This is a genomic window from Nocardia callitridis (assembly GCF_039543305.1).
Taxonomy (GTDB): domain Bacteria; phylum Actinomycetota; class Actinomycetes; order Mycobacteriales; family Mycobacteriaceae; genus Nocardia; species Nocardia callitridis.
The window spans coordinates 1120972-1142832 of record NZ_BAABJM010000002.1 but is presented as its reverse complement, the minus strand read 5'-3'; the positions used below and the strand labels follow the sequence as shown (position 1 = coordinate 1142832).

18 protein-coding genes are annotated in these 21861 nt (G+C 67.8%); 14 read left to right on the top strand and 4 right to left on the bottom strand.

Annotated features, from left to right (window positions below):
- The first annotated feature begins 20 nt into the window (after window positions 1-20).
- The 7 genes from metK to ABEA50_RS13940 all read left to right on the top strand — a co-directional run bounded on the left by metK (window position 21) and on the right by ABEA50_RS13940 (window position 9681).
- The gene (gene metK, locus ABEA50_RS13970; RefSeq protein ID WP_345495761.1) at window positions 21-1223 is read left to right on the top strand and encodes a methionine adenosyltransferase; all 1203 of its coding nucleotides are present in this window, start codon (window positions 21-23) and stop codon (window positions 1221-1223) included.
- 94 nt (window positions 1224-1317) lie between these two features.
- On the top strand, window positions 1318-3987 hold the full coding sequence (locus ABEA50_RS13965) for a primosomal protein N' (RefSeq protein ID WP_345495759.1): 2670 nt from the start codon (window positions 1318-1320) through the stop codon (window positions 3985-3987).
- Between the two features lie 291 nt (window positions 3988-4278).
- On the top strand, window positions 4279-4923 hold the full coding sequence (locus ABEA50_RS13960) for a PadR family transcriptional regulator (protein WP_345495758.1): 645 nt from the start codon (window positions 4279-4281) through the stop codon (window positions 4921-4923).
- Between the two features lie 58 nt (window positions 4924-4981).
- On the top strand, window positions 4982-5989 hold the full coding sequence (locus ABEA50_RS13955; RefSeq protein ID WP_425577607.1) for an esterase/lipase family protein: 1008 nt from the start codon (window positions 4982-4984) through the stop codon (window positions 5987-5989).
- A gap of 323 nt (window positions 5990-6312) precedes the next feature.
- Window positions 6313-6879, top strand: a complete 567-nt coding sequence (gene def, locus ABEA50_RS13950) for a peptide deformylase (RefSeq protein WP_345495757.1) — start codon at window positions 6313-6315, stop codon at window positions 6877-6879.
- Window positions 6879-7802, top strand: coding sequence for a methionyl-tRNA formyltransferase (fmt, locus tag ABEA50_RS13945; protein ID WP_345495756.1), 924 nt, complete (start codon window positions 6879-6881; stop codon window positions 7800-7802). Before def ends, fmt begins: the two co-directional genes overlap by 1 nt.
- A gap of 199 nt (window positions 7803-8001) precedes the next feature.
- On the top strand, window positions 8002-9681 hold the full coding sequence (locus tag ABEA50_RS13940; RefSeq protein ID WP_345495755.1) for an RsmB/NOP family class I SAM-dependent RNA methyltransferase: 1680 nt from the start codon (window positions 8002-8004) through the stop codon (window positions 9679-9681).
- A gap of 421 nt (window positions 9682-10102) precedes the next feature.
- Here the strand turns inward: ABEA50_RS13940 and ABEA50_RS13935 are convergent, their stop codons facing one another.
- Window positions 10103-10876, bottom strand: a complete 774-nt coding sequence (locus tag ABEA50_RS13935) for a SigB/SigF/SigG family RNA polymerase sigma factor (RefSeq protein ID WP_425577648.1) — start codon at window positions 10874-10876, stop codon at window positions 10103-10105.
- Window positions 10877-11085: 209 nt separating this feature from the next.
- Window positions 11086-11508: an ATP-binding protein gene (locus ABEA50_RS13930; protein ID WP_345495753.1), complete on the bottom strand. Its 423-nt coding sequence runs from the start codon at window positions 11506-11508 to the stop codon at window positions 11086-11088.
- Window positions 11509-11604: 96 nt separating this feature from the next.
- Here ABEA50_RS13930 and rpe point away from each other — a divergent pair, with 96 nt between their 5' ends.
- A complete protein-coding gene (gene rpe / locus ABEA50_RS13925; protein WP_345495752.1) occupies window positions 11605-12261 on the top strand; it encodes a ribulose-phosphate 3-epimerase in 657 nt (218 codons plus the stop codon).
- A 64-nt stretch (window positions 12262-12325) separates the two neighbouring features.
- Here the strand turns inward: rpe and ABEA50_RS13920 are convergent, their stop codons facing one another.
- A complete protein-coding gene (locus ABEA50_RS13920) occupies window positions 12326-12808 on the bottom strand; it encodes a hypothetical protein (protein ID WP_345495750.1) in 483 nt (160 codons plus the stop codon).
- Window positions 12809-13379: 571 nt separating this feature from the next.
- On the opposite strand from ABEA50_RS13920, the gene ABEA50_RS13915 reads away from it, so the two are divergent.
- The 4 genes from ABEA50_RS13915 (at window position 13380) to ABEA50_RS13900 (ending at window position 16404) form a co-directional block, all read left to right on the top strand.
- A complete protein-coding gene (locus tag ABEA50_RS13915; protein WP_345495749.1) occupies window positions 13380-13988 on the top strand; it encodes a riboflavin synthase in 609 nt (202 codons plus the stop codon).
- Between the two features lie 138 nt (window positions 13989-14126).
- Window positions 14127-15371, top strand: a complete 1245-nt coding sequence (locus ABEA50_RS13910; protein ID WP_345495748.1) for a bifunctional 3,4-dihydroxy-2-butanone-4-phosphate synthase/GTP cyclohydrolase II — start codon at window positions 14127-14129, stop codon at window positions 15369-15371.
- A 46-nt stretch (window positions 15372-15417) separates the two neighbouring features.
- Complete coding sequence (gene ribH, locus ABEA50_RS13905) at window positions 15418-15894, top strand: 6,7-dimethyl-8-ribityllumazine synthase (protein ID WP_345495747.1); 477 nt, start codon at window positions 15418-15420, stop codon at window positions 15892-15894.
- A gap of 3 nt (window positions 15895-15897) precedes the next feature.
- A complete protein-coding gene (locus tag ABEA50_RS13900) occupies window positions 15898-16404 on the top strand; it encodes a PH domain-containing protein (protein ID WP_345495746.1) in 507 nt (168 codons plus the stop codon).
- A 358-nt stretch (window positions 16405-16762) separates the two neighbouring features.
- Here the strand turns inward: ABEA50_RS13900 and ABEA50_RS13895 are convergent, their stop codons facing one another.
- Window positions 16763-18712, bottom strand: a complete 1950-nt coding sequence (locus ABEA50_RS13895; RefSeq protein ID WP_345495745.1) for a gamma-glutamyltransferase family protein — start codon at window positions 18710-18712, stop codon at window positions 16763-16765.
- Between the two features lie 173 nt (window positions 18713-18885).
- Here ABEA50_RS13895 and ABEA50_RS13890 point away from each other — a divergent pair, with 173 nt between their 5' ends.
- Window positions 18886-19614, top strand: coding sequence for an HAD family hydrolase (locus tag ABEA50_RS13890; RefSeq protein WP_345495744.1), 729 nt, complete (start codon window positions 18886-18888; stop codon window positions 19612-19614).
- A 9-nt stretch (window positions 19615-19623) separates the two neighbouring features.
- On the top strand, window positions 19624-21771 hold the full coding sequence (gene uvrC, locus ABEA50_RS13885) for an excinuclease ABC subunit UvrC (RefSeq protein WP_345495743.1): 2148 nt from the start codon (window positions 19624-19626) through the stop codon (window positions 21769-21771).
- Window positions 21772-21861 lie beyond the last annotated feature (90 nt).

The following is a 21861-nucleotide window of genomic DNA, read 5'->3' as shown; positions in this document are numbered from 1 at the left end:
TTGAGGGAGAGGGAAATACTGTGAGCAGTCGGCTATTCACCAGTGAGTCCGTGACCGAGGGTCATCCCGACAAGATCTGTGATGCCATCAGCGACTCCATCCTCGACGCGTTGATCGCGGAAGACCCGCGCAGCCGGGTCGCGGTCGAGACCCTCGTCACCACCGGTCAGGTGCATGTCGCGGGCGAGGTCACGACCACCGCATACGCCGACATCCCGAAGATCGTGCGGGAGAAGGTCCTGGAAATCGGATACGACTCCTCCGCAAAGGGATTCGACGGAAACTCCTGCGGTGTGAACATCGCCATCGGCGCGCAGTCGCCGGACATCGCCCAGGGGGTCGACACCTCGCACGAAGCGCGCGTCGGCGGCTCCGATGACGAGATCGAGCAGCAGGGTGCCGGCGACCAGGGCCTGATGTTCGGCTACGCCAACACCGATACCCCCGAGCTCATGCCGTTGCCGATCGCGCTGGCGCATCGGCTGTCGCGCAGGCTCACCGAGGTCCGCAAGTCCGGCGTGCTGCCCTACCTGCGTCCGGATGGCAAGACCCAGGTCACCATCGAATACGACGGCGACCGCGCGGTCCGGCTCGACACGGTGGTGCTGTCCACCCAGCACGCCGCCGATATCGATCTCGACAACCTGCTCGCACCCGACATCAAGGAGAAGGTGGTCGACTCGGTCCTCGCCGACCTCGATCTTCCTTCCCTGGACACCTCGAACATCCGACTGTTGGTGAACCCCACCGGCAAGTTCGTGCTCGGTGGTCCGATGGGTGACGCGGGCCTGACCGGTCGCAAGATCATCGTCGACACCTACGGCGGCATGGCCCGCCACGGCGGCGGCGCGTTCTCCGGCAAGGACCCGTCGAAGGTCGACCGCTCGGCCGCCTACGCGATGCGCTGGGTCGCCAAGAACGTTGTCGCGGCCGAACTTGCCGACCGGGTCGAGGTCCAGGTGGCCTACGCCATCGGCAAGTCCGCGCCGGTCGGCCTGTTCGTGGAGACCTTCGGGACCGAGAAGGTGGATCCCGCCAAGATCTCGACCGCCATCGCCGAGGTCTTCGACCTGCGGCCGGGCGCGATCATTCGTGATCTGGATCTGTTGCGCCCGATCTACGCGCCGACCGCCGCCTACGGCCACTTCGGTCGCACCGACGTCGACCTGCCGTGGGAGCGCACCGACCGCGCGGACAAGCTGCGCGCCGCCGTCGGCGTGTAGTGCCGACCTGGTCGGAGTGAACGAACCCGCGACGAACGTCCCCGAGAGCGGGGACGACAGTTCGTCTTCGGGTGGGCCGCAAGGTCCCACAGCAGTGGAGCACCCCATCGCGCGGGTGCTCCCACTGCTGTCACCCGCACACCTGGATCGCGACTTCGATTACCTGGTACCCCCCGAGCTGGATGCTATTGCCCAGCCGGGGGTTCGGGTGCGGGTCCGGTTCGCCGGTCGTCTCGTCGACGGATATCTACTCGCCCGCCTCGCACACACCGAACACACCGGCAAACTCGTTGCCCTGCACCGTGTGGTGTCCGCCGAGCGGGTGCTCACTCCTGAAATCCTGAAGCTGGCCACCCTGGTGGCCGCGCGCTACGCGGGCACCCGCGCTGATGTGCTCCGCCTGGCCATCCCGCCCCGCCACGCGCGTACGGAGACGGGTGGTGCGAAGAAATCCGCGGCTCCGTCTGCGGCACAACAGGATTCCGGCGAGCTGGACCATGCGGTCACCGACGAGACGCCGGTATCGCCGTCGAGTGCACCGGATAGTACTGCGGCCGTGAGCGATTCGACTATCAGCAGGTCGACCACGTCGCCTACCTTGCGTCTCGACTCAGGTCGCAGCGGTGCTGCCCCGCATGTGTCGACAGAATCCGTGAACGCTACCTCGGATCAGGACCGGGCCGAGAGTTCTACTGCCACAGTTGGTTCGGTGCCGAGAAAGGCTGAGCCTGTCTCGGAGGAGGAGACCGGCGGTACCGCGCTTGGGGAAGATCCGGCTCGGGTAGCGCTGCGGGATGATGAAATCGCCGTACTCGAAACAGGTGGGCCGACGGCCGAGGACGTTGCCACGAGACGGACGGTAAGTGATCCCGGCGCGGCCGATTCGCACGCCCGCGACGGCGAGTCGGCCGGTCGCGATGCGCCGTCGAACGCGACGAGGTCGACAGGAGGACAACCGCCGAGCCGTGATGCCGCAGCGGAAGGCAGGGGGGCTTCCGGGCTCGGCGATGCGACGGAAGCCGTGGGCGCAGCGGCCGAATTCGAGGCCGCCGGCCGCGAGTCCGGGAATCGGCGTAGTGCGGCGTCCACGATCGGGGCGGCTACGGGAGCGGGGCCGAGTGACGAGAACGCGGCCGAGGAGCGTTCCGCTGTCGACTCCGCGCCGTGGGAGCGGTATGTGCACGGCGGGGCGTTCTTGACCGCGTTGCGGGAAGGGCGGGGGCCTCGGGCGGCGTGGCAGGCGCTGCCGGGTGAGCAGTGGGCATGTCGGTTGGCGGAGCTGGCCGCGACGGTGGTCGAGCGGGGTCGCAGCGCGGTGCTGGTGGTTCCCGATCAGCGTGACTTGGATCGTGTGCTGCTCGAATGTCAACGGCTGGTGGGGGATTCGGCGGTAGGGCTGTCGGCGGGGCTCGGGCCCGCCGCGCGTTACCGGCGCTGGCTGGCCGTGCTGCGTGGTACGGCGCGGGTGGTGGTCGGCACGCGCAGCGCGGTGTTCGCGCCCGCCGATCGGCTCGGTCTGCTTGTGATCTGGGACGACGGTGACGACACCTATGCCGAGCCGAGGTCGCCGTATCCGCATGCGCGTGAGGTGGGAATGTTGCGCGCGCACGAGAGCGGTGCGGCGTTCGTGGCGGCGGGTTTCGCGCGGACCGCCGAGATTCAAGCGGTGGTCGATTCCGGTTGGGCACACGACCTTGTCGCCGACCGTGACGTCTTACGCAAGGCCGCTGCGCGGATCAGCGCTCCCGGTGACAGCGATATCGCGTTGGAGCGTGACCCGATGGCGCGGGCGGTACGCATTCCCGCCGTGGCGTTCGCCGCCGCCCGTTCGGCGTTGAAGGAAGGCGCGCCGGTGCTCGTGCAGGTGCCTCGGCGCGGATACATGCCGTCGCTGGCGTGTGCGAAGTGTCGAACGCCCGCGCGCTGTCGGCGTTGCCACGGTCCGCTGGCGTTGCCGGAAGATCGTGGGGCGCAGTCGTCTTCCTCTGGTGAGGCACGCAGTCCGAGTTGTCGTTGGTGCGGCATCACCGAGGCGGCGTTTCGTTGCTCGGCCTGCGGGTCGCGTGCGTTGCGCGCTACGGTGATCGGCGCGGCGCGCACGGCCGAAGAACTCGGTCGTGCCTTTCCCGGTGTTCCGATCCGTGGCTCCGGTGGCTCCGATGTTCTCGACAGTGTGGCGCCGGGCGCGCAGGTGGTGGTGTCGACCGTCGGTGCCGAACCCGTGGTTCCCGGTGGGTACGGGGTGGCGCTGCTGCTCGACGGCTGGGCGCTGCTCGGTCGCGCCGACCTGCGTGCCGCCGAGGACGCATTGCGCCGTTGGATGTCGGCGGCGGCCCTGGTGCGTGCGCACGGGCAGGTCATCGTCATGGCCGATCCTTCGATCCCCACGGTGCAGGCCCTGGTGCGATGGGATCCCGTCGGTCACGCCGCAGCCGAGCTCGCCGCACGCACCGAGGTGGGTTTTCCGCCCTCGGTGCGCATGGCGGCGGTCGACGGTACCGCCGAATCGATCGCCGAGTTGATCTCCGCCGCAACACTTCCCGACGACGTCGACGTCCTGGGCCCGGTGCCGTTGCCGGTGGGTGCCCGCAAACCGTTCTCCGCCGAGGAATCACCCGCCGAGGTGGAACGCATGCTCCTGCGCGTGCACCGCCGCCACGGCTCACACCTGGCTCGCGCCCTCACCGCCGCCCAGGCGGTTCGCAGCACCCACCGCTCGGATGCTCCGCTGCGAGTACAGATCGACCCCGTCGACATCGGCTGACGCGAGCCGTCTCGGTGGCGGTTTCGTGCTCATCGCCCGCCACGTCGTCCGGTCCGAGCTCGACGAAGAATTACTCGCGCTCGGTGTTGATGTGCGAAACCGTCAGGGCGAGCAGCGGATTCGGGTATTCGACCGAATGAACCGCAGGTGTTCTTCGTGATCAGCAGGCTGTGTGCGGACGATGGCGGGCTGTCGTGATCGGCGGTGCGGGGAAGCAAACCCTTGCGCTCGATAGATTGACGATATATCGTCGATAACATGACATGAACCCGAGAGCCCGAGGAGGCTGACATGGAATACCAAGAGAATCGAGGATTCGGACGTCCCGGTCGCTGGCAGAAGCCAGGCGAGGAGGAGTTCAACGCTCGGCGCGAATTTCGGCGAGGTGGGCGGCACGGTCACGGTCGCCCGCACGACTTCGGGCCGGGGTTCGGCCCTGGCTTCGGCCCGCAATTCGGTCGCGGACGTGGACGCGGCGGGCGTGGGCGACGCGGCGATGTGCGTGCCGCCGTCCTGCTGCTGCTCACCGAGGGGCCGATGCACGGATATCAGCTGATCCAGAAGATCAAGGAACGCAGCGACGACATTTGGCGGCCGAGCCCCGGCTCGATCTACCCCGCGCTCGCGCAACTGGAGGACGAGGGCCTCATCCTGATCGAGAAGGTCGCCGGTCGCAAGACCGCCGAGCTCACCGCCGCGGGGACCGAGTACGTCACCGAACACCGTGACGAACTGGGCGACCCGTGGGCCGAGGTCAAGGAGGACGTCGGCGCCCAGGCGATTGACCTACGCGGTGTGGTGGGGCAATTGATGGGCGCGGTCACGCAGGTCGCTTCGGCGGGCACCGCCGAGCAGGCGAAACGTGCCGCCGAGCTGCTCACCGAGACCAGAAAGTCGCTGTACCGCATCCTTTCCGAGGACGCACCCGAGAAGTAGACGGTGAATCACCAGGTGCGGGAACTCGTTTCAGCACGGTCGGGTGCATGATTGGGTTATGGCCCAGTGGAATGGTGCTCGGAATTGGTGTTTTTCACAGTGGCGGCAGGCCGCGTTGATTGTCGGCGCGGTCGCCGCCACCGCGTGGAGTTCCGGCGTGGCCGGTGCTGTTCCGGTGGGTTACCGCCCGCCGGAGATGCCCGCCGCGTCCGCGCCCGCGCAGCAGACTCGGCAAGACGCGTCGACCTATCTGCGGTCGCACGATGATGCGGTCCCGTTGGGTGCCAACGACATCGGCTGTGTACCCGGTGTGCGACATCCACGGCCGGTGGTCCTCGCGCACGGCACCGACTCCAGTGCCTACGCCGACTGGGCGGCGATCGCGCCAGACCTCGCCGCCGACGGATTCTGCGTCTTCGCGCTGAACTACGGCGGCCGCCCCGGCGCGGAACGCTTCGGCACCGAGGACGTGGTGCTCAGTGCATATCAGGTCGGCGAGTTCGTCGACCAGGTCCTGGCGTGGACCGGCGCGCAGAAGGTCGACCTGGTCGGATTCTCGCAGGGCGCCACGGTGACTCGCTACTACGTCAACAAACTCGGCGGCGCCGGGAATGTCGACCTGTGGGTCGGCTTGGCGTCGCCGAGTTACGGCGGAGACATGTACGGACTCGTGCCGATCGCGGAGTCCATCCCCGGGGCATTGCAGGCGTTCGCCGCGGTCACCTCGGTGGCGGTGGTGCAACAAGCGCAGGGCTCACCGGTGATCACGGACCTGAACGCGGGCGGCGACACCGTGCCCGGCGTGCGCTATGTGACGGTGGGCAGCCGCGTCGACGAGATGATCCAACCCTTCGGCAACATCGCCTTGCGCGGCGAGGGCGCACGCAATATCGCCGTGCAGGATCGCTGCCCCGAGGACCTCACCGGGCACTTCCAGATGGTTTACGACCCCTACGTGCGGGGCCTGCTGCGCCACCTACTCGACCCCACGATCCCCGAACCCGCCTGTCACACAGTCGATCTCGGAACCGGAATCCCGGAAGTGATCATCGGCGCGCACTCCTGATCGCCACCGATTCGGCCGCTTTCGCGAGTCGGGTCGGCGCGAGGAACCAGTCGGAGTACGCGCAGAATCCGGGTCCGTGCGCGATCGCGGGACGCCCGCGGGTGTCGGTCTTGCCGAGCCGTGGTGACCTAGGCAAGTGCGCGGTGACCGAGGCGATGGGCGCCGAGTGCGCAGCGGGGTCGGTTCCGGGCGGCCGGGCGGAGGTGGCGACACCCCGCCCGGACCGCACTCGAGTTCTACCAGGTCAGGACGGGTTGGTCGGGGACATCCTGGCGGCTCTCTAGAATACGAAGACCGTGTACGTCCGTCTTCGGGAGCCTGCCGTGACCATTCAGCCTGTTCGCCTGTTCGGCGACCCCATTCTGCGTGCCCGCGCGGCGGAGGTCACCGCATTCGATCGCGAGCTTCAGCAGCTGGTGTCCGACCTGACCGACACCATGTACGACGACGGCGGCGTGGGGATGGCCGCGCCGCAGATCGGTGTCGGACTGCGCGTGTTCGTCTACGACACCGGCGATGCGAAGGGGCACCTGATCAATCCCGAATGGCAGGTGGACGGCGACGAAGAGCAGGTCGGGCCCGAGGGCTGTCTGTCGATTCCTGGCCTGCGATACGACACGCGTCGCGCGTTGCGGGTGCGCGCCACCGGCGTCGACATGCGTGGCGCGCCGGTCGAATTCGCGGCCGAGGGGTTGCTCGCGCGCTGCGTGCAGCACGAGACCGACCACCTGGACGGAGTACTGTTCATCGACCGACTCGACCCTGCCGCACGAAAGGACGCCATGCGCACGATCCGCGAATCCGACTGGTTCGTCGCCGGAGTGACGGTGCGAGCTTCGCGCGCGGTAGACGGCGCGGGACAAGCCGGTCCGTTCGGGCGCAACCGCTGATGCGGGTCATCTTCGCGGGGACACCCGAGCCCGCGGTGGCCTCGCTGCGGCGACTCGTCGAGTCCGAGCGTCACCAGGTTGTCGGTGTGGTGACCAGGCCGGACGCGGTCGCGGGTCGTGGACGCAAGGTGACGCGCTCGCCGGTCGGCAAGGTGGCCGACGAGCACGGGATCCCGGTGTTCACCCCGCGGCGGCCCGCTGAGCCGGAATTCATCGAACAGCTCACCGACCTGGCGCCCGACTGCTGCCCGGTGGTCGCCTACGGCGCGCTGTTGCCGCGTGCGGTGCTGGATATCCCGAAGTTCGGCTGGATCAACCTGCATTTCTCGCTGCTGCCCGCGTGGCGTGGCGCCGCGCCGGTGCAGGCCGCGATCAACGCGGGCGACGAGCTCACCGGTGCGTGCACCTTCCAGATCGAGGAAGGTCTCGATACCGGCCCGGTGTTCGGCACGGTGACCGAGCCGATCGCGGTCACCGACACCGCGGGCGTATTGCTCGCGCGTCTCGCCGAGAGTGGTGCGCGGCTGCTCGATGCGACGATGGACGGCGTGGAAGACGGTACGTTGCAAGCGATTCCGCAATCCACCGACGGTGTTTCCTACGCGCCCAAGGTCGGTGTCGAGGCCGGACACATCCGCTGGGATCTGCCCGCGCTCGCTATCAATCGGCGAGTACGCGCGGTAACTCCCTCGCCGGGCGCATGGACCGAGGTGAACGGCACCAGGGTGAAGATCGGGCCCGTGGAAATGGTCGAGGAGACCTTGCCGGAGCGCGCCATCGAGGTACGCAAATCCGGCGTGTTCGTCGGCACCGCCACCACCGCCGTGCGCCTCGATCAGGTACAGCCACAGGGTAAGCGCATGATGCCGGCGCTGGACTGGGCACGCGGCGCAAGGTTGGGCGCCGACGCGGTGCTCGAGTGAAGACGCGGCAGGACATAGGACGGCAGCGGAGTCGAACACTGCGCGAACCTCGACAGGCAGGCGGGCGATGAACGCGGCGGATCAGGGATCTGGCAGCTCCAAGAAGGGACGCGAGGGCAAAGAGCGCCCGCGTGCGAGCCGGTCGGAAGCCGACTCGAAGCAGGGCGGGTCTCGCAACCGTGGTGAAACGAACCCTGCCGTGCGTTCGGAGGGTGGCTCGCAAGCAGGAGCGCGGCGGCCCGAGGCGAACCGTGGCGAGGGTCGGCGGTCCGAGGGGCGGCAACGGCCGCGTACACGTACGGACGATCGTGCGGCCGCGGGCGGGACTCGGCCCGATCGGTCCGACAAAAGTGCGGCGCCCAGCAATGCGGCGCGCGGTGGCGGACCCAAGAGCCGGGATCATCACGGTTCCCCGCCGAAAGGCAATGCGGCGCAGCGGGGCACCGGAAACAGGGGTGGGTCGCAGGGCAAGCGGCGTCCCGACGCTGCGCGGGGAAAAGAGAAGAACACCTCCGGACGATCGGAACGCGCGGCGACCGCGCACACTGTCATCGATGCGCCGAGGGAAGTCGCCCGCGACGTGCTGCGTGCCGTTCGTGAACGCGACGCCTACGCGAATCTCGAGCTGCCAGGACTGCTTCGGGAACGGCGAGTGTCCGGTCGAGACGCGGCACTGGCCACCGAACTCGCCTACGGCGCGTGCCGTTCGCGGGGTTTGCTCGACGCGGTGATCGCCGATGGCGCGGGACGGGAGATCGAAAACATCGACGGCCCGCTGCTGGACGTGCTGCGGCTCGGCGTGTACCAGCTGTTGCGCACCAGAATTGGCGCGCACGCGGCGGTGAACACCTCGGTAGCCTTGGCGCGCGCCGAATTCGGCACGGGCAAAGCCGGTTTCGTCAACGCTGTGCTGCGGCGGGCGGGGGAGAAGTCGGCCGACGAGTGGGTGGCCGCGCTCGCGCCGCGTGACCCGGTGGGACGGTTGGCCTTCGAGTACGCCCACCCCGTGTGGATCGCACAGGCCTTCGCCGATGCTTTGGGAGCGCACGCGGACGAACTTTCCGACGCACTCGCGGCCGACGACGCACGCCCCTCGGTGCATCTCGTCGCCCGCCCCGGCGACATTACCGCGCTGGAACTGGCGCTGGTAACCGGTGGTGAAGAGGGTCGCTGGTCGCCGTATGCCGTGTACCTGGACGGCGGCGACCCCGGCAAGCTCGAGCCGGTGCGCGAGGGTATGGCTGCCGTGCAGGACGAGGGCAGCCAACTGGTCGCGCTCGCGCTGACGCGAGCTGAACTGTCGGGACCCGACACCGGCCGCTGGCTGGACCTGTGCGCGGGACCGGGCGGAAAGGCCGCACTGCTCGGTGCGTTGGCCGCCATCGACGGCTTCCGGATCGACGCTGTCGAACCCGCCGAACACCGCGCCGAGCTGGTGCGCAAGGCGGTCGCCGACCTCCCCGTCGACGTGCATGTGGCCGACGGTCGCAGCAGCGGACTCGAGCCGGGGTATGACCGCATCCTCGTCGACGCACCGTGCACCGGGCTCGGTGCGCTGCGCAGGCGTCCCGAGGCGCGCTGGCGCCGCACTCCCGCCGACGTCGGCGATCTGGTGCCGTTGCAACGCCAATTGCTCGCCGCCGCATGGGATCTGCTACGTCCAGGCGGGGTGGTGGTCTACTCCACGTGTTCACCGCACCTCCCCGAAACGGCGGCCGTCATCGCGGACGCGGTACGGCGTACCGGTGCCGAGCAGCTGGACACGCGCGAGCTGCTACCCGGCGTTGCCGATCTGGGTGCGGGGCCGTCGGTGCAGCTGTGGCCGCATCGGCACGGTACGGATGCGATGTTTGTCGCTGCGCTGCGTAAGCCGAGTTAGATGTTGTCGGGGGCGTTGGGCTGCGGGTTTGCCGTGTTTGGTGTGAGGTTGGGTCCGGTCGTGTTCGCGTTATGAGCGGTGGTGCGGGGTGATATGCGGGGCTAGGAATCAGCACCGCGTATGGCGCGGGGTGGTGGGGCGTGGTGTGGTGTGGGGTCAGCGCCTCATAGGGGGGTGATGTGCGGGGAGTGGAACCTTATCGCGGTTCGATCGGGTGCACGCCTCGTCAGGAAAGACGGTGGTTGATGGGGAACCGATTGTTTACCAAGTTATTTCGTGAACCGGTTGATCAGCAACGTCGCGCGATGGGGCGTGCGGCAACTCGCGCCGGCAGCTAGGCCGCCGAGTTTCGCGGGGACGCACGTGGTGTGAGACAGACCTGGAACCGGCGCGCCGTTGAGCCGATTCGCTGCGGGGCAGCCTATTCCCGGCTGGACTGTTCGCGCAGGCGCGCAAGGGTTTTCGCGAGGATGCGGGAGACGTGCATCTGCGAGATACCCATCTGCTGGGCGATCTGGGTCTGGGTCATGGATTCGAAGAACCGCATGGTGAGGATGCGGCGTTCGCGCTCGGGCAGGCCGGCCAAGAGCGGTCGGATCGCCACATACTCTTCCACCCGGTCGAATTGGGACTCTTCCTCGCCGAGTGTGTCCAGCAGGGAGGCATCGGTATCGCGGCCGAGCGCGGCGGCGTCGATCGAGCTCGGTTGGTAGGCATTGCCCGCGATGACGGCCTGGGTTACCTCGTCGGGGTCGACGTCGAGCTCTGCGGCGATCTCCTTGGCGGTGGGGGAGCGGCCCAACGACTGTGACAACGAATCGATGGCCGCGCCGATGCGCAGGTGAGTTTCCTTGACGCGGCGGGGGACTCGCATCGCCCACGTATTATCGCGGAAGTACCTGCGGACCTCACCCATGATGGTCGGCACGGCGAAGGACAGGAAGTTGGAGCCGCGTTCGACATCGAAACGGTCGACGGCGTGCACCAACCCCACCCTGGCGACCTGGGTCAGGTCGTCGAAAGGTTCACCGCGGCCACTGAATTTGCGCGCGATGTGATCGGCGAGCGGAATGCACCGGTTGATCAGTTCGGCGCGCAACGCGATGTGCTGCGGCTTGCCGGCCTCGGTGGCGGCCAACTGCTCGAACAGTAACCCCACGTCGTCGTACCCGGAGACAGTGCTGGCCGCCGCCAGGGTTTCTGTCTCTTCGTCGGTCTCGTCGGCGGATTCGCCCTGGTCGGTTTCGGCGCGTGCGCCATCGGCTTGTGCGTCGTCGGTGGGCGTGCCGGTGCCCGCGGTGGTCTGATCCGGCCCGTCAGGGCCGGAGGTGGCGCTGGTTTCCTCGGTACCGCCGTTGTCGGCGTCGTCTCGATGGGAGTCGAACACGGTATCTTCGTCCGTCACTACGCTTTCCCCCGGGACCGACGGAACTCGACCGTCGTCGGATATCCGGAAGCCGTCGAATCGAACGAATCCTGGTTCGCCTCCACCGCATCGGTGAGGGTGCGCAGCACGTGCCAGCCGAAACTGCGCTCGTCGGGCAGACCCGCCTTGCCCGCGATCGCGCTGACCCGAACGAACAACTCGTTCTCGCCGACGGTGAAGCGACAGTGCAAGCTGGTGTCCGGTGCGGCGACCGCGATGAGATTCGAGCACACCTCGTCCACTGCCAGCCGAATGTCGGCCACCTCGTCGAGAGTGAAATCGCTGAGCAGCACCAAGGTTTCGGCGAGCCCGCGCACGATCGGCAGCTGCGACACCGCCGCCGCCACCCGAATCTCCACCGGGGTGCTGTAGAGCCCCTGTTCCGCCGAAATATTGATCACGCTGTGCAGGCTACCCACTCTTCCCCGGCACATTCCAACCTATGGATAGACTCCCGCCTTGTGTCCAACCCGACTTACGCCCGCCCGGTTGCCCCGATGATCGCCCCGTCTATCCTCTCCGCGGACTTCGCCCACCTCGCCGACGAGGCGAAAGCGGTGGCGGGCGCGGACTGGTTGCACGTCGATGTGATGGACGCGCACTTCGTGCCGAACCTGACCCTGGGTCTTCCGGTGGTGGAGAGCCTGCTGAAAGCGACGGATGTTCCGCTCGACTGCCACCTCATGATCGAGAACCCCGGTCGCTGGGCACCGCCGTACGCCGAGGCGGGCGCGCACAACGTCACCTTCCATGCCGAAGCGACCGACGACCCGGTCGCGGTGGCCCGTGATATTCGCGCCGCGGGTGCCAAAGCGGGACTCTCGGTGAAGCCGAACACGCCGATCGAGCCGTATCTGGAGATCCTGCGCGATTTCGACACCCTGCTGGTGATGAGCGTCGAGCCGGGCTTCGGTGGACAGTCGTTCATCGCCAGCGTGCTGGACAAGGCGCGCACGGTGCGCAGGCTGGTCGACTCCGGTGAACTGCGTCTGCTCGTCGAGATCGACGGCGGCATCAACGCCGACACCATCGAGGCGGCGGCGGAGGCCGGTATCGACTGCTTCGTGGCGGGCTCGGCCGTGTACAACACCGACGACCCCGCGGCGACGGTGCAGGCTTTGCGCCGACAGGCGGCCGCTTACCGCGCGGAGTGATCGCGACGACCCGGTCGCGGTAGTCGACCGGGCGTTGCTTCGGGAACGTCGGAGCGAGAAGGCTTCAGTGCGTGCGAGATTCGCCCGTGCCGGGGCCGCCTGCCGCTCGGGTCGCCGCGATGACGGCGGCCAGCGGCGGACGGACCGCGCCCGTGTCCGGTGGCTGTACCCATGTGCGGTACCCGGTGTGCTCATCCTCCGGTGAGGGCAACACGACCTGGCTTCCGGTGCTCGCCGTGGTCACGTACAGCCGAAACAGCGCCGCGGAGTCCGCGGGGGACAGCGGGGACGATCCCGTGGTGCCGTAGCCGGTGTGTCCGGTGAGGAAGGTCCAGCGGCGTGCGCGTGCGTGTTCGATGATCGGCGCGGACCCGACTCGGTCACGCACCCGCTCCCCGAGTTCGACAGGCATGGTGATCGCGCCGCACAGCGTGCCGATATGCAGCATGATGTGGCGCGAACTCGCGTCGATCGACGCGGGCAGACGACAATCGTGCGCATACTGTGCGCAGCGAATTTCCAGGGTCGGGCCGAGCAAACCGGTCATGTCATTACCTCGCGCGCGAGTACGGCGCGTCGATCTGACGACAGAGTGTGGACCACGGTCGTTTCCCGTCCTTCGAATGGTGTGCTTCTCGGATCGAAATCCCTTGGTGGACAAGGTTGCCGGCGCAGTGGGTGTGGTGTGGTTCCGCACGAGATCGGGTGCGGAGAGGAAAATCGAGCCGGTCACTCGAGAATATGGCGAGGGCGGCTCGTTACCGGCAAGTTCTCGGTGAATTCATGTTGCGGGTGCGTAAAAGCTTTTCGCGGGAGAACTGGACGGTCGTGATTTTGTCTGGTGTCGGAAATTTTGTCTGGTGTCGGAAACAGCGTCACTGTATTTTTTCTCGGGACGGGCTGGCGGTCCGAGCGTCCGCGAGTCGGCGACGCGGTCTCGGCGAATTCGTCCGCGCGCCCGGAGTGTGTCGCCGAGTCCCGCAGGAGGGCAACGGGAGGCTACGACCGTGCGTCGTTACGCTGACTCGGTACCGGTCGACGGGAATATCGGTCGGTGTCTCGGCGGTTTCGCACTCCGGGAGCCGAGCACGGGAACGAAGCGAACAGGGAGCCAACGGATGTTCACAGGCATCGTCGAGGAATTGGGCGAGATCGTCGCCACCGAGCGACTCACCGACGCCGCGCGCTTCACCATCCGCGGCAAACTGGTGACTTCCGATGCGGGTCACGGCGATTCGATCGCCGTCAACGGGGTCTGCCTGACCGTGGTCGACGTGGTCGACGGCGACTCGTTCACCGTCGATGTGATGGGCGAGACATTGGCGCATTCCAGCCTCGGTGACCTCGAGTCCGGCGCGCGGGTCAATCTCGAACGCGCCGCCGCCCTGAACAGCCGCCTCGGCGGACACCTCGTGCAAGGACACGTCGACGGCACCGGCGCCGTGCTGGCCCGCACGCCCTCGGAGAACTGGGAAGTGGTGCGAATCTCACTTCCCGACGAGATCGCCCGCTACGTGGTGCACAAGGGCTCGATCACCGTCGACGGGATCTCGTTGACCGTGTCGGATCTCGGCCGTGACGAGGCGGGCCAGGATTGGTTCGAGGTCTCCCTCATTCCCACCACGCTCACCCTCACCAACCTCGCCTCGGCCACCGTCGGGACGACCGTGAACCTCGAGGTCGACGTGATCGCCAAATACGTCGAGCGGTTGCAACAGCGAAGTTGAGCCCGACCGCGGCCGAATGGCGCCGAGCACACCGCTCGCCGCGTGTCGGCGATGTCGCCGACACGCTGCGCCGACGGCAGCTGGCTCGCGACACAGTAGTGTTGAGTGGCACCTATTTCGAGATGGAGCAAAGCAGACGTGACCAGGTTCGACAGCATCGAGCGCGCAGTCGCCGACATCGCCGCGGGTAAGGCCGTCGTCGTCGTCGACGACGAGGACCGCGAGAACGAGGGCGACCTCATCTTCGCCGCGGAGAAGGCCACCCCCGAGTTGGTCGCCTTCATGATCCGCTACACCTCCGGTTACATCTGTGTGCCGCTCACCGGCGAGGACTGCGATCGGCTCGGCCTGCCGCCGATGTACGCGATGAATCAGGACAAGCACGGCACGGCTTACACCGTCTCGGTGGATGCCCGCGAGGGCGTGACCACCGGCATCTCCGGTGCCGATCGCGCGACCACCATGCGTTTGCTCGCCGACGCCGGCGCCAAGACCGATGACTTCACCCGGCCGGGCCATGTCGTGCCGTTGCGGGCCAAGGACGGCGGTGTGCTGCGTCGACCAGGGCACACCGAGGCTGCCGTCGACCTGTCCAGGATGGCCGGGCTGCGAGCGGCCGGGGTGATCTGCGAGATCGTCAGCCAGAAGGACGAGGGCCACATGGCCCGTACCGACGAGCTCCGTGTTTTCGCCGACGAACACGAACTGGCCATGATCTCGATCGCCGACATGATCGCGTGGCGGCGCAAGCACGAGAAGCACGTGATTCGGGTCGCCGAGGCCCGCATTCCCACCGCGCACGGTGAGTTCATCGCCGTCGGTTACCAGAGCATCTACGACGAGGTCGAGCACGTCGCGCTGGTGCGCGGCGACCTGGCCGAAGGCGAGGACGTCCTGGTGCGGGTGCACTCGGAATGCCTGACCGGCGACGTGTTCGGCTCGCTGCGCTGCGATTGCGGCCCGCAGTTGGACGCCGCGCTGGAGATGGTCGCGGCCGAAGGGCGCGGCGTGGTGCTGTACATGCGTGGCCACGAGGGGCGCGGCATCGGACTGCTGCACAAGTTGCAGGCCTACCAGTTGCAGGATTCCGGACACGACACCGTCGACGCGAACCTCCAGCTCGGCTTGCCCGCCGATTCCCGCGACTACGGCACCGGCGCCCAGATCCTGGTCGACCTCGGCGTGCGCTCCATGCGCCTGCTCACCAATAACCCGGCCAAGCGTGTCGGCCTCGACGGTTACGGATTGCGGATCACCGAACGCGTGTCGATGCCGTTGCGCGCGAACGCCGAGAACCTGCGGTATCTGCGGACCAAGCGTGACCGGATGGGCCACGACCTGGTCGGGCTCGACGAGTTCGATCTCGGCGAGACGGCGCGGTGACCGTGCGCGAAGCGGCATCAGGACCTCTGCGGAAGGGCGAACAACGATGAGCGGCACGGGAGTTCCGAGTTTCGCGCTCGCGGATGCCAAGGACATCAAGCTCGGCATCGTCGCTTCACGCTGGCACACCAGGATCTGCGACACGCTGGTGGCCAATGCGGAGAAGGTGGCTGCCGAATCCGGCGTCGCACACGTGACCGTTGTGCGGTGCGCGGGTGCGATGGAGCTGCCGGTGGTGGCGCAGGAACTGGCTCGAACGCACGATGCCGTGGTCGCGCTCGGGGTGGTTATCCGGGGCGGCACACCACATTTCGAGTACGTCTGCGACGCGGTGACCGCTGGCCTTACCAGGGTTTCGCTGGACGCCGGCACCCCGGTGACCAACGGGGTGCTCACCACCAACGACGAGGAGCAGGCGCTCGATCGGGCCGGGTTGCCCGGTTCGGCGGAGAACAAGGGCGAACAGGCGGCCGCGGCCGCCCTCGACGCCGCGCTCACCCTGCGTTCCCTGCGGTCGGCGTAACCGATGCCTGTCGAGCGGATCTTTCGACGTGCCGACCACTCGGCGGAGGTGGCGGGCGCCGAGGGGTCCGCATGGGACCTGGTGGTGCGGCCCAAGCGTGCGGTGCGCAACTCGTGGATCGTGGCGACGGTATTGTTCGCGATCTTCACCGTGGGTGGTATCTGGTTGCGTACCGGCTCGACCGGTGTGCACTTCCGTGTCGCCGATCAGGTCGCGATGATTCTGTTCGGCGCGTTCCTCGCGGGTGCGGTGCTGATGCTCACCCGGCCCCGGCTTCGGGTGGGACCCAGCGGCGTATCGGTACGCAATGTCTTGGGCGACAGCGATTTTCCCTGGGAGTACATCCGAGGGGTTTCGTTCGCCGACCGCAAGGCATGGGCGCGCCTGGAACTGCTCGACGACGAATATGTTCCCCTGCTGGCTCTGCGTTCGAACGACAAGGAGCGTACGGCGCACGCAATGGAGCAGTTCCGCGAATTAGGTGCTAGGTACACCGAATCGAGCAACTGAGCAAGACCGACCCTGCTCGGCAGCGTGCACCAGCCGGGCTTTCTTCGTGGTCTGGACCTGCGGCTTACGCACGCCTGCTGGCATTCGATCGTGTCGCCTTGCGGTCCGCCGACTACTGCTGAGCGGTCCGTGCTCGGTCGCCGCTCCCGCCCCGTTCGGCCGCAGCCCATTGACGCACGAGATCCGTCGGCCCGCTTCCGCGGCAATGACACGTCTAGCGCACCGGCCCGTGACGAGACCCGGGCGAGCGGCCCCTTTCGCCTGCGCTGAGGACAGGCGGGCGCGAAGGTCGCACGCGGTCGGCGATCCCGGTGTCGCCGCGGGTTGGGCGTCGCCGCGATCGAGTGGGCCGCACGCCTCATTCGGTGTCGCCGAGCACCGCGCCCTCTCTGCGCGGATCGGCGCCGCCGACCCAGCCGTCGTCGGTGCGCACGAGTGCGCTCAGGCCGCTGGTTTGCGGGGCCACCGAGACCTGGTGGCCGAGTTCGCGTAGTCGGCGCACCAAGGGATCGTGGTCACCGTTGTCGGTGGCATCGATCGCGGGATGCTCGCCGCCGATGCCCGTTTCCGGGGTGTTGGCGGCGCCGAAAGCCACCGCGGAGACCGCCTGCTGCGGGTCCAACCCCCAATCCAGCAGGTTCACCAGGGTTTTCACGACGAACTGGATGATCACCGACCCGCCGGGGGAGCCGAGGACGTCGGTGAGCTCGCCGCGCGTACCGTCTTCCGCGCGGTCGAAGACCAGCGTCGGGCTCATCGAACTGCGCGGTCGTTTGCCCGGCTGCACCCGGTTGGCCACCGGTTGGCCGTCGGTGCCGATCGGTTCGGCGGCGAAATCGGTGAGCTGGTTGTTCAGGACGAAGCCGTCGGCCATGTGGAACGAGCCGAACGCCGACTCCACCGTGGTGGTCATGGACGCGGCGTTGCCGTAACTGTCGACCACCGAGATCTGACTGGTGCCGTGTTCGGGGGTCTGCGGGCCGACACCGACCGGCGCGGGGCCGAAGTTGCCCGGCTGTGCACTGCCCATGCTGTGGTTCGGGTCGATGAGCGCGGCCCGCTGCTTCAGGTACGCGTCGTCGAGCAGTGTTTGCGGCGAATTGCCGGGCAGCGGAACGAAATCGGGATCGGCCACGTATTTGTCGCGGTCGGCGTAGGCGAGCCTTTCGGCCTCGGCGATCAAGTGCACGGCCTGTGCGTCGGGTCGGCCACCGTCGGCGTTCACGGCGTCGGGGCGCATGGTGTCCAACGGGAAGGCGCGGAGCATGCCGAGTGTGGCCGCCACGGTGATGCCGCCGGACGACGGCTCCGGCATGCCACAGATTTCGCTCGCACGGTACTCGGTGCACAGCGCGGTGCGCTTCTTCGGCTGATACGCGGCGAGATCCCCGGTGGTGAGCGCGCTCGGGGTGCGGCCGCCGGAAGCATCGGTGGCCGCGTCGACCACATCCTCGGCGATCGCGCCGGTGTAGAGGGCGTCGGCGCCGTCGGAGGCGATGGCGTGCAGCGTCTTGACCATCGCGGGGTTGGTGAGCACCGTGTTCACCGGCTTCGGCGCGCCGTCGGGCAGGAGGAAGTATTCCTTGGCCGCCGGATCCACCGCGAGGTCCTTCGCGGACTCCGCGATCTGACCGGCAAGGCGCGGGCTGATCGGGAACCCGCGGTCGGCGAGATCGATCGCGGGGGTGAACAATTCGTTCCAACCGGTCTTGCCGTGGTCTCGGTGCGCCATCTCCAGCATGCGTAACGCGCCGGGAACTCCGATGGAGCGACCGCTGGCGCGTGCGCTGGGCTTCGGTTCGGTGCGGTCGGTATCGCTGACCCACCGCAGGTAGTTCTCCGTGGCCGCCGCCGGTGCTACCTCACGACCGTCGTAGGCGTCGACCGACTTGCTCGCCGCGTCGTAGTACAGCAGGAACGACCCGCCACCGAGGCCGGAGGCCTGTGGTTCCACCAGACCGAGCACCGTCTGTGCGGCGATGAGCGCGTCCGCCGCGGTGCCGCCTTCGCGCAGCACCGCGCACGCCGCCTCGGTGGAGGTGGGGTTGGCCGTCGACACGGCGTAGGAGTGCGTGCGCACCGGCCGCATGTCGGTGCGGTATCCCGAGCCGATCTCCGGGTTGGTGCTGATGTCCTGCGTGGCCCCCGCCGCGCGGGACACGGGCGCCGCGGTGAGCAGCGTGCCGTTCGGTGTGGTCGTGCAGCTGCCTTGTGCACCTTGCTCTTCGGACGAGCATGCCGTGACCAACCCGGTGATGAGCACCAGTGCCGTCGCGATCCCGACCCCGGTTCCCCGCGTGCGCCTCATGAGGGGAGACTATCGCCGATCACCGACATCCGGCCGGTTTTTGCTCCCGGCAGCGGGAGCACGCAGGCACGCACGCGGTGCGATTGTGCGCGAAATGCCTGTTGCGCCGCCGTGATCCGGTGGCGTCCGCGTCGGCGGGTGAGTGCGACGGCGGTCGTCGGTACGCTGGCGCTGTGACGATCTCGGCGGTGCTCTTCGACTTCTCCGGCACGTTGTTTCGGCTGGAAGAGGACCAGTCGTGGTTCGACGAAATCACCGGTACCGACGGCAAAGCCTGGCAGGTGCACGAGAAGGTCGAGCTGATGCGCAGGATGACCGCGCCGGTCGAGCAGGTCGTCGAATTCGACGCCGAACAGCGGTACGCCTGGGAGAACCGGGATCTCGATCCGAGGATGCATCGCATCGCCATGCTCGCGGTGCTGCGTGGCTCCGGTGTCCCGACCACCGAGCAGGCCGAAGGGCTGTATGGGCGACTGCTCGATCCGATGCAGTGGACGCCGTACCCCGACTGCGGTGCGGCGCTGAAACAGCTTGCGGCGCGCGGTATCCCGGTGGGTGTGGTGAGCAATATCCCGTTCGATATCCGCCCCGCGTTCGCGGCGCGGGGCTGGGACGAGTTCGTGGCCGCGCAGGTGTTGTCGTTCGAGGTGGGCGCGATCAAGCCGGAACCGAAGATCTTTCGGGTCGCCGTCGACCGACTCGGTGCCGATGCCGCCTCGACACTGATGGTCGGAGACAGCGCGGAGGCCGACGGCGGCGCCACCGCACTCGGCTGCCGCTTCGCCCTCGTCGACCCCTTACCGACCGGTCAGCGTCCGACCGGTCTGCTCGACGCGCTGCGCGCGGCGGGTGTGCTCGCGGGCCCCGATCACCCCGATGAGGCTGTCGGACCTGCTCGATAGGCTTGATGGGTGGCAGACCCAGCGACCTATCGCCCGAAACCGGGCACCATTCCCGTCGAACCCGGCGTGTACAAATTCCGGGACGCCCATCGTCGGGTCATCTATGTCGGCAAGGCCAAGAGCCTGCGCAGCAGGTTGAACTCCTACTTCGCCGACGTCGCCTCGCTGCATCCGAGGACGCGACAGATGGTCACCACGGCGGCGAGCGTGGAATGGACGGTCGTCTCCACCGAGGTCGAAGCGCTCCAACTGGAATACAACTGGATCAAGGAGTTCGATCCTCGGTTCAACGTTCGATACCGCGACGACAAGTCCTACCCGGTGCTCGCGGTGACATTGAACGAGGAGTACCCGCGCCTGTTCGTCTACCGCGGCGCGCGGCGCAAGGGCGTGCGCTACTTCGGGCCGTACGCGCACGCGTGGGCGATCAGGGAGACCCTCGACCTGCTGCTTCGGGTTTTCCCCGCGCGCACCTGCTCGAACGGAGTCTTCAAGCGGCACAGCCAGATCGGGCGGCCCTGCTTGCTCGGCTACATCGACAAGTGCTCCGCGCCGTGTGTGGGCAGGGTGGACGCCGCCGAGCACCGGCGCATCGTCGAGGACTTCTGCGACTTCCTGGCGGGCCGTACCGACCGCATGGTGCGCGAGCTGGAACGGCGCATGCAATCGGCCGCCGAGGATCTCGATTTCGAGACCGCGGCCCGCCTGCGCGACGACGTGCAGGCGCTGCGCAGGGCGTTGGAGAAGCAGGCGGTGGTTCTCGGCACGGGCACCGACGCCGACGTGATCGCCTTCGCCTCCGACGAACTCGAGGTCGCGGTGCAGATCTTCCACGTGCGTGACGGCAGGGTGCGTGGCCAGCGCGGATGGGTGGTCGACAAGTCCGGTGACGCCGTCGACACGGTGGAGGCCGAGAGCGCGCAGGCCGCGCTGGTCGAGCAGTTCCTCACCCAGTTCTACGGCGAACAGGTGGCGGTGGCCGAGCACAGTGCCGTGCTGCGTGCGGACGAGACCGACGGGATGTCGGCCGCGACCGTGGTCCCCCGCGAGGTACTCGTCCCACAGCTTCCCGACGACGCCGAGCAGATCCAGCAGTGGCTTTCGCAGCTGCGCGGGTCGGCGGTGCAGGTGCGGGTGCCGCAACGCGGCGACAAGAAGGCGCTCGCCGAGACGGTGCAGCGCAACGCGACCGAGGCGTTGCAGCAGCACAAGCTCAAGCGCGCCGGCGACCTGACCTCCAGATCCCAGGCATTGCAAGACATTCAAGACGCACTGGAACTCGACAGCGCGCCGCTGCGGATCGAGTGCGTCGATATCAGCCACGTGCAGGGCACCGACGTGGTCGCGTCGCTGGTGGTGTTCGAGGACGGCTTGGCGCGCAAGTCCGAGTACCGGCATTACGCGATCAAGGAGGCGGCGGGCGACGGCCGTTCCGACGACGTCGGCAGCATCGCGGAGGTGACCAGACGCCGGTTCCTCAAACTGCGGCGCGACCGCGAGGACATGGAGCAGGCGGATCTCGCCGCCGCGGCCGAGCCGAACACGGTGGGCGGCACCGGGGAGCTCAACGTCGGGGAACCCACCGCGGGGGAGTTCGACACAGGGGAGTCCGGCACCGGCCCTGTGGGCCTCGACGCCGCCGAAATAGACGCGGCCGCATTGGATCTCACCGTCAAACCGGGAATCGACCCGACCACCGGCCGTCCGCGTAAGTTCGCGTACCCACCCAATCTGTACGTGGTGGACGGTGGCGCCCCACAGGTCGCCGCCGCGGCCGAGGTGCTCGATGAGCTCGGCATCACGGATGTGGCCGTGATCGGGCTGGCCAAGCGTTTGGAGGAGGTGTGGGTGCCGGGCGAGAGCGACCCGGTGATCATGCCCCGCAACAGCGAGGCGCTGTTCCTGCTGCAACGCGTGCGCGACGAGGCGCACCGCTTCGCGATCACCTTCCATCGCAGCAAGCGCTCGCGTCGAATGACGGCGTCGGCGTTGGATTCGGTGCCCGGCCTCGGCGCGACGCGCCGGACGGCGCTGGTCACTCACTTCGGCTCGGTGGCCAAGCTGAAACAGGCCACCGTGGACGAGATAGTCGAGGTGCCGGGCATCGGCATGGCCACGGCGAAGGCGGTGCAGGCCGCGTTGCGGCCGGACGGGTGATCGCAAGCCGGTACGACGGACGCTGCGCTTTCGCGTACGTTATGTGTCGGTGCCCGATGCCGGGACCGGTGGCGGGATGATTCGAGAGGT

What these genes read in the sequence shown, in the direction of transcription:
- ABEA50_RS13960 (WP_345495758.1), top strand. Translation starts at nt 4,279, where the DNA reads ATGGAATACCAAGAGAATCGAGGATTCGGACGTCCCGGTCGCTGGCAG.
- ABEA50_RS13955 (WP_425577607.1), top strand. Translation starts at nt 4,982, where the DNA reads ATGGCCCAGTGGAATGGTGCTCGGAATTGGTGTTTTTCACAGTGGCGG.
- fmt (WP_345495756.1), top strand. Translation starts at nt 6,879, where the DNA reads ATGCGGGTCATCTTCGCGGGGACACCCGAGCCCGCGGTGGCCTCGCTG.
- rpe (WP_345495752.1), top strand. Translation starts at nt 11,605, where the DNA reads ATGATCGCCCCGTCTATCCTCTCCGCGGACTTCGCCCACCTCGCCGAC.
- ABEA50_RS13920 (WP_345495750.1), bottom strand. Translation starts at nt 12,808, where the DNA reads ATGACCGGTTTGCTCGGCCCGACCCTGGAAATTCGCTGCGCACAGTAT.
- ABEA50_RS13915 (WP_345495749.1), top strand. Translation starts at nt 13,380, where the DNA reads ATGTTCACAGGCATCGTCGAGGAATTGGGCGAGATCGTCGCCACCGAG.
- ribH (WP_345495747.1), top strand. Translation starts at nt 15,418, where the DNA reads ATGAGCGGCACGGGAGTTCCGAGTTTCGCGCTCGCGGATGCCAAGGAC.
- ABEA50_RS13900 (WP_345495746.1), top strand. Translation starts at nt 15,898, where the DNA reads ATGCCTGTCGAGCGGATCTTTCGACGTGCCGACCACTCGGCGGAGGTG.
- ABEA50_RS13895 (WP_345495745.1), bottom strand. Translation starts at nt 18,712, where the DNA reads ATGAGGCGCACGCGGGGAACCGGGGTCGGGATCGCGACGGCACTGGTG.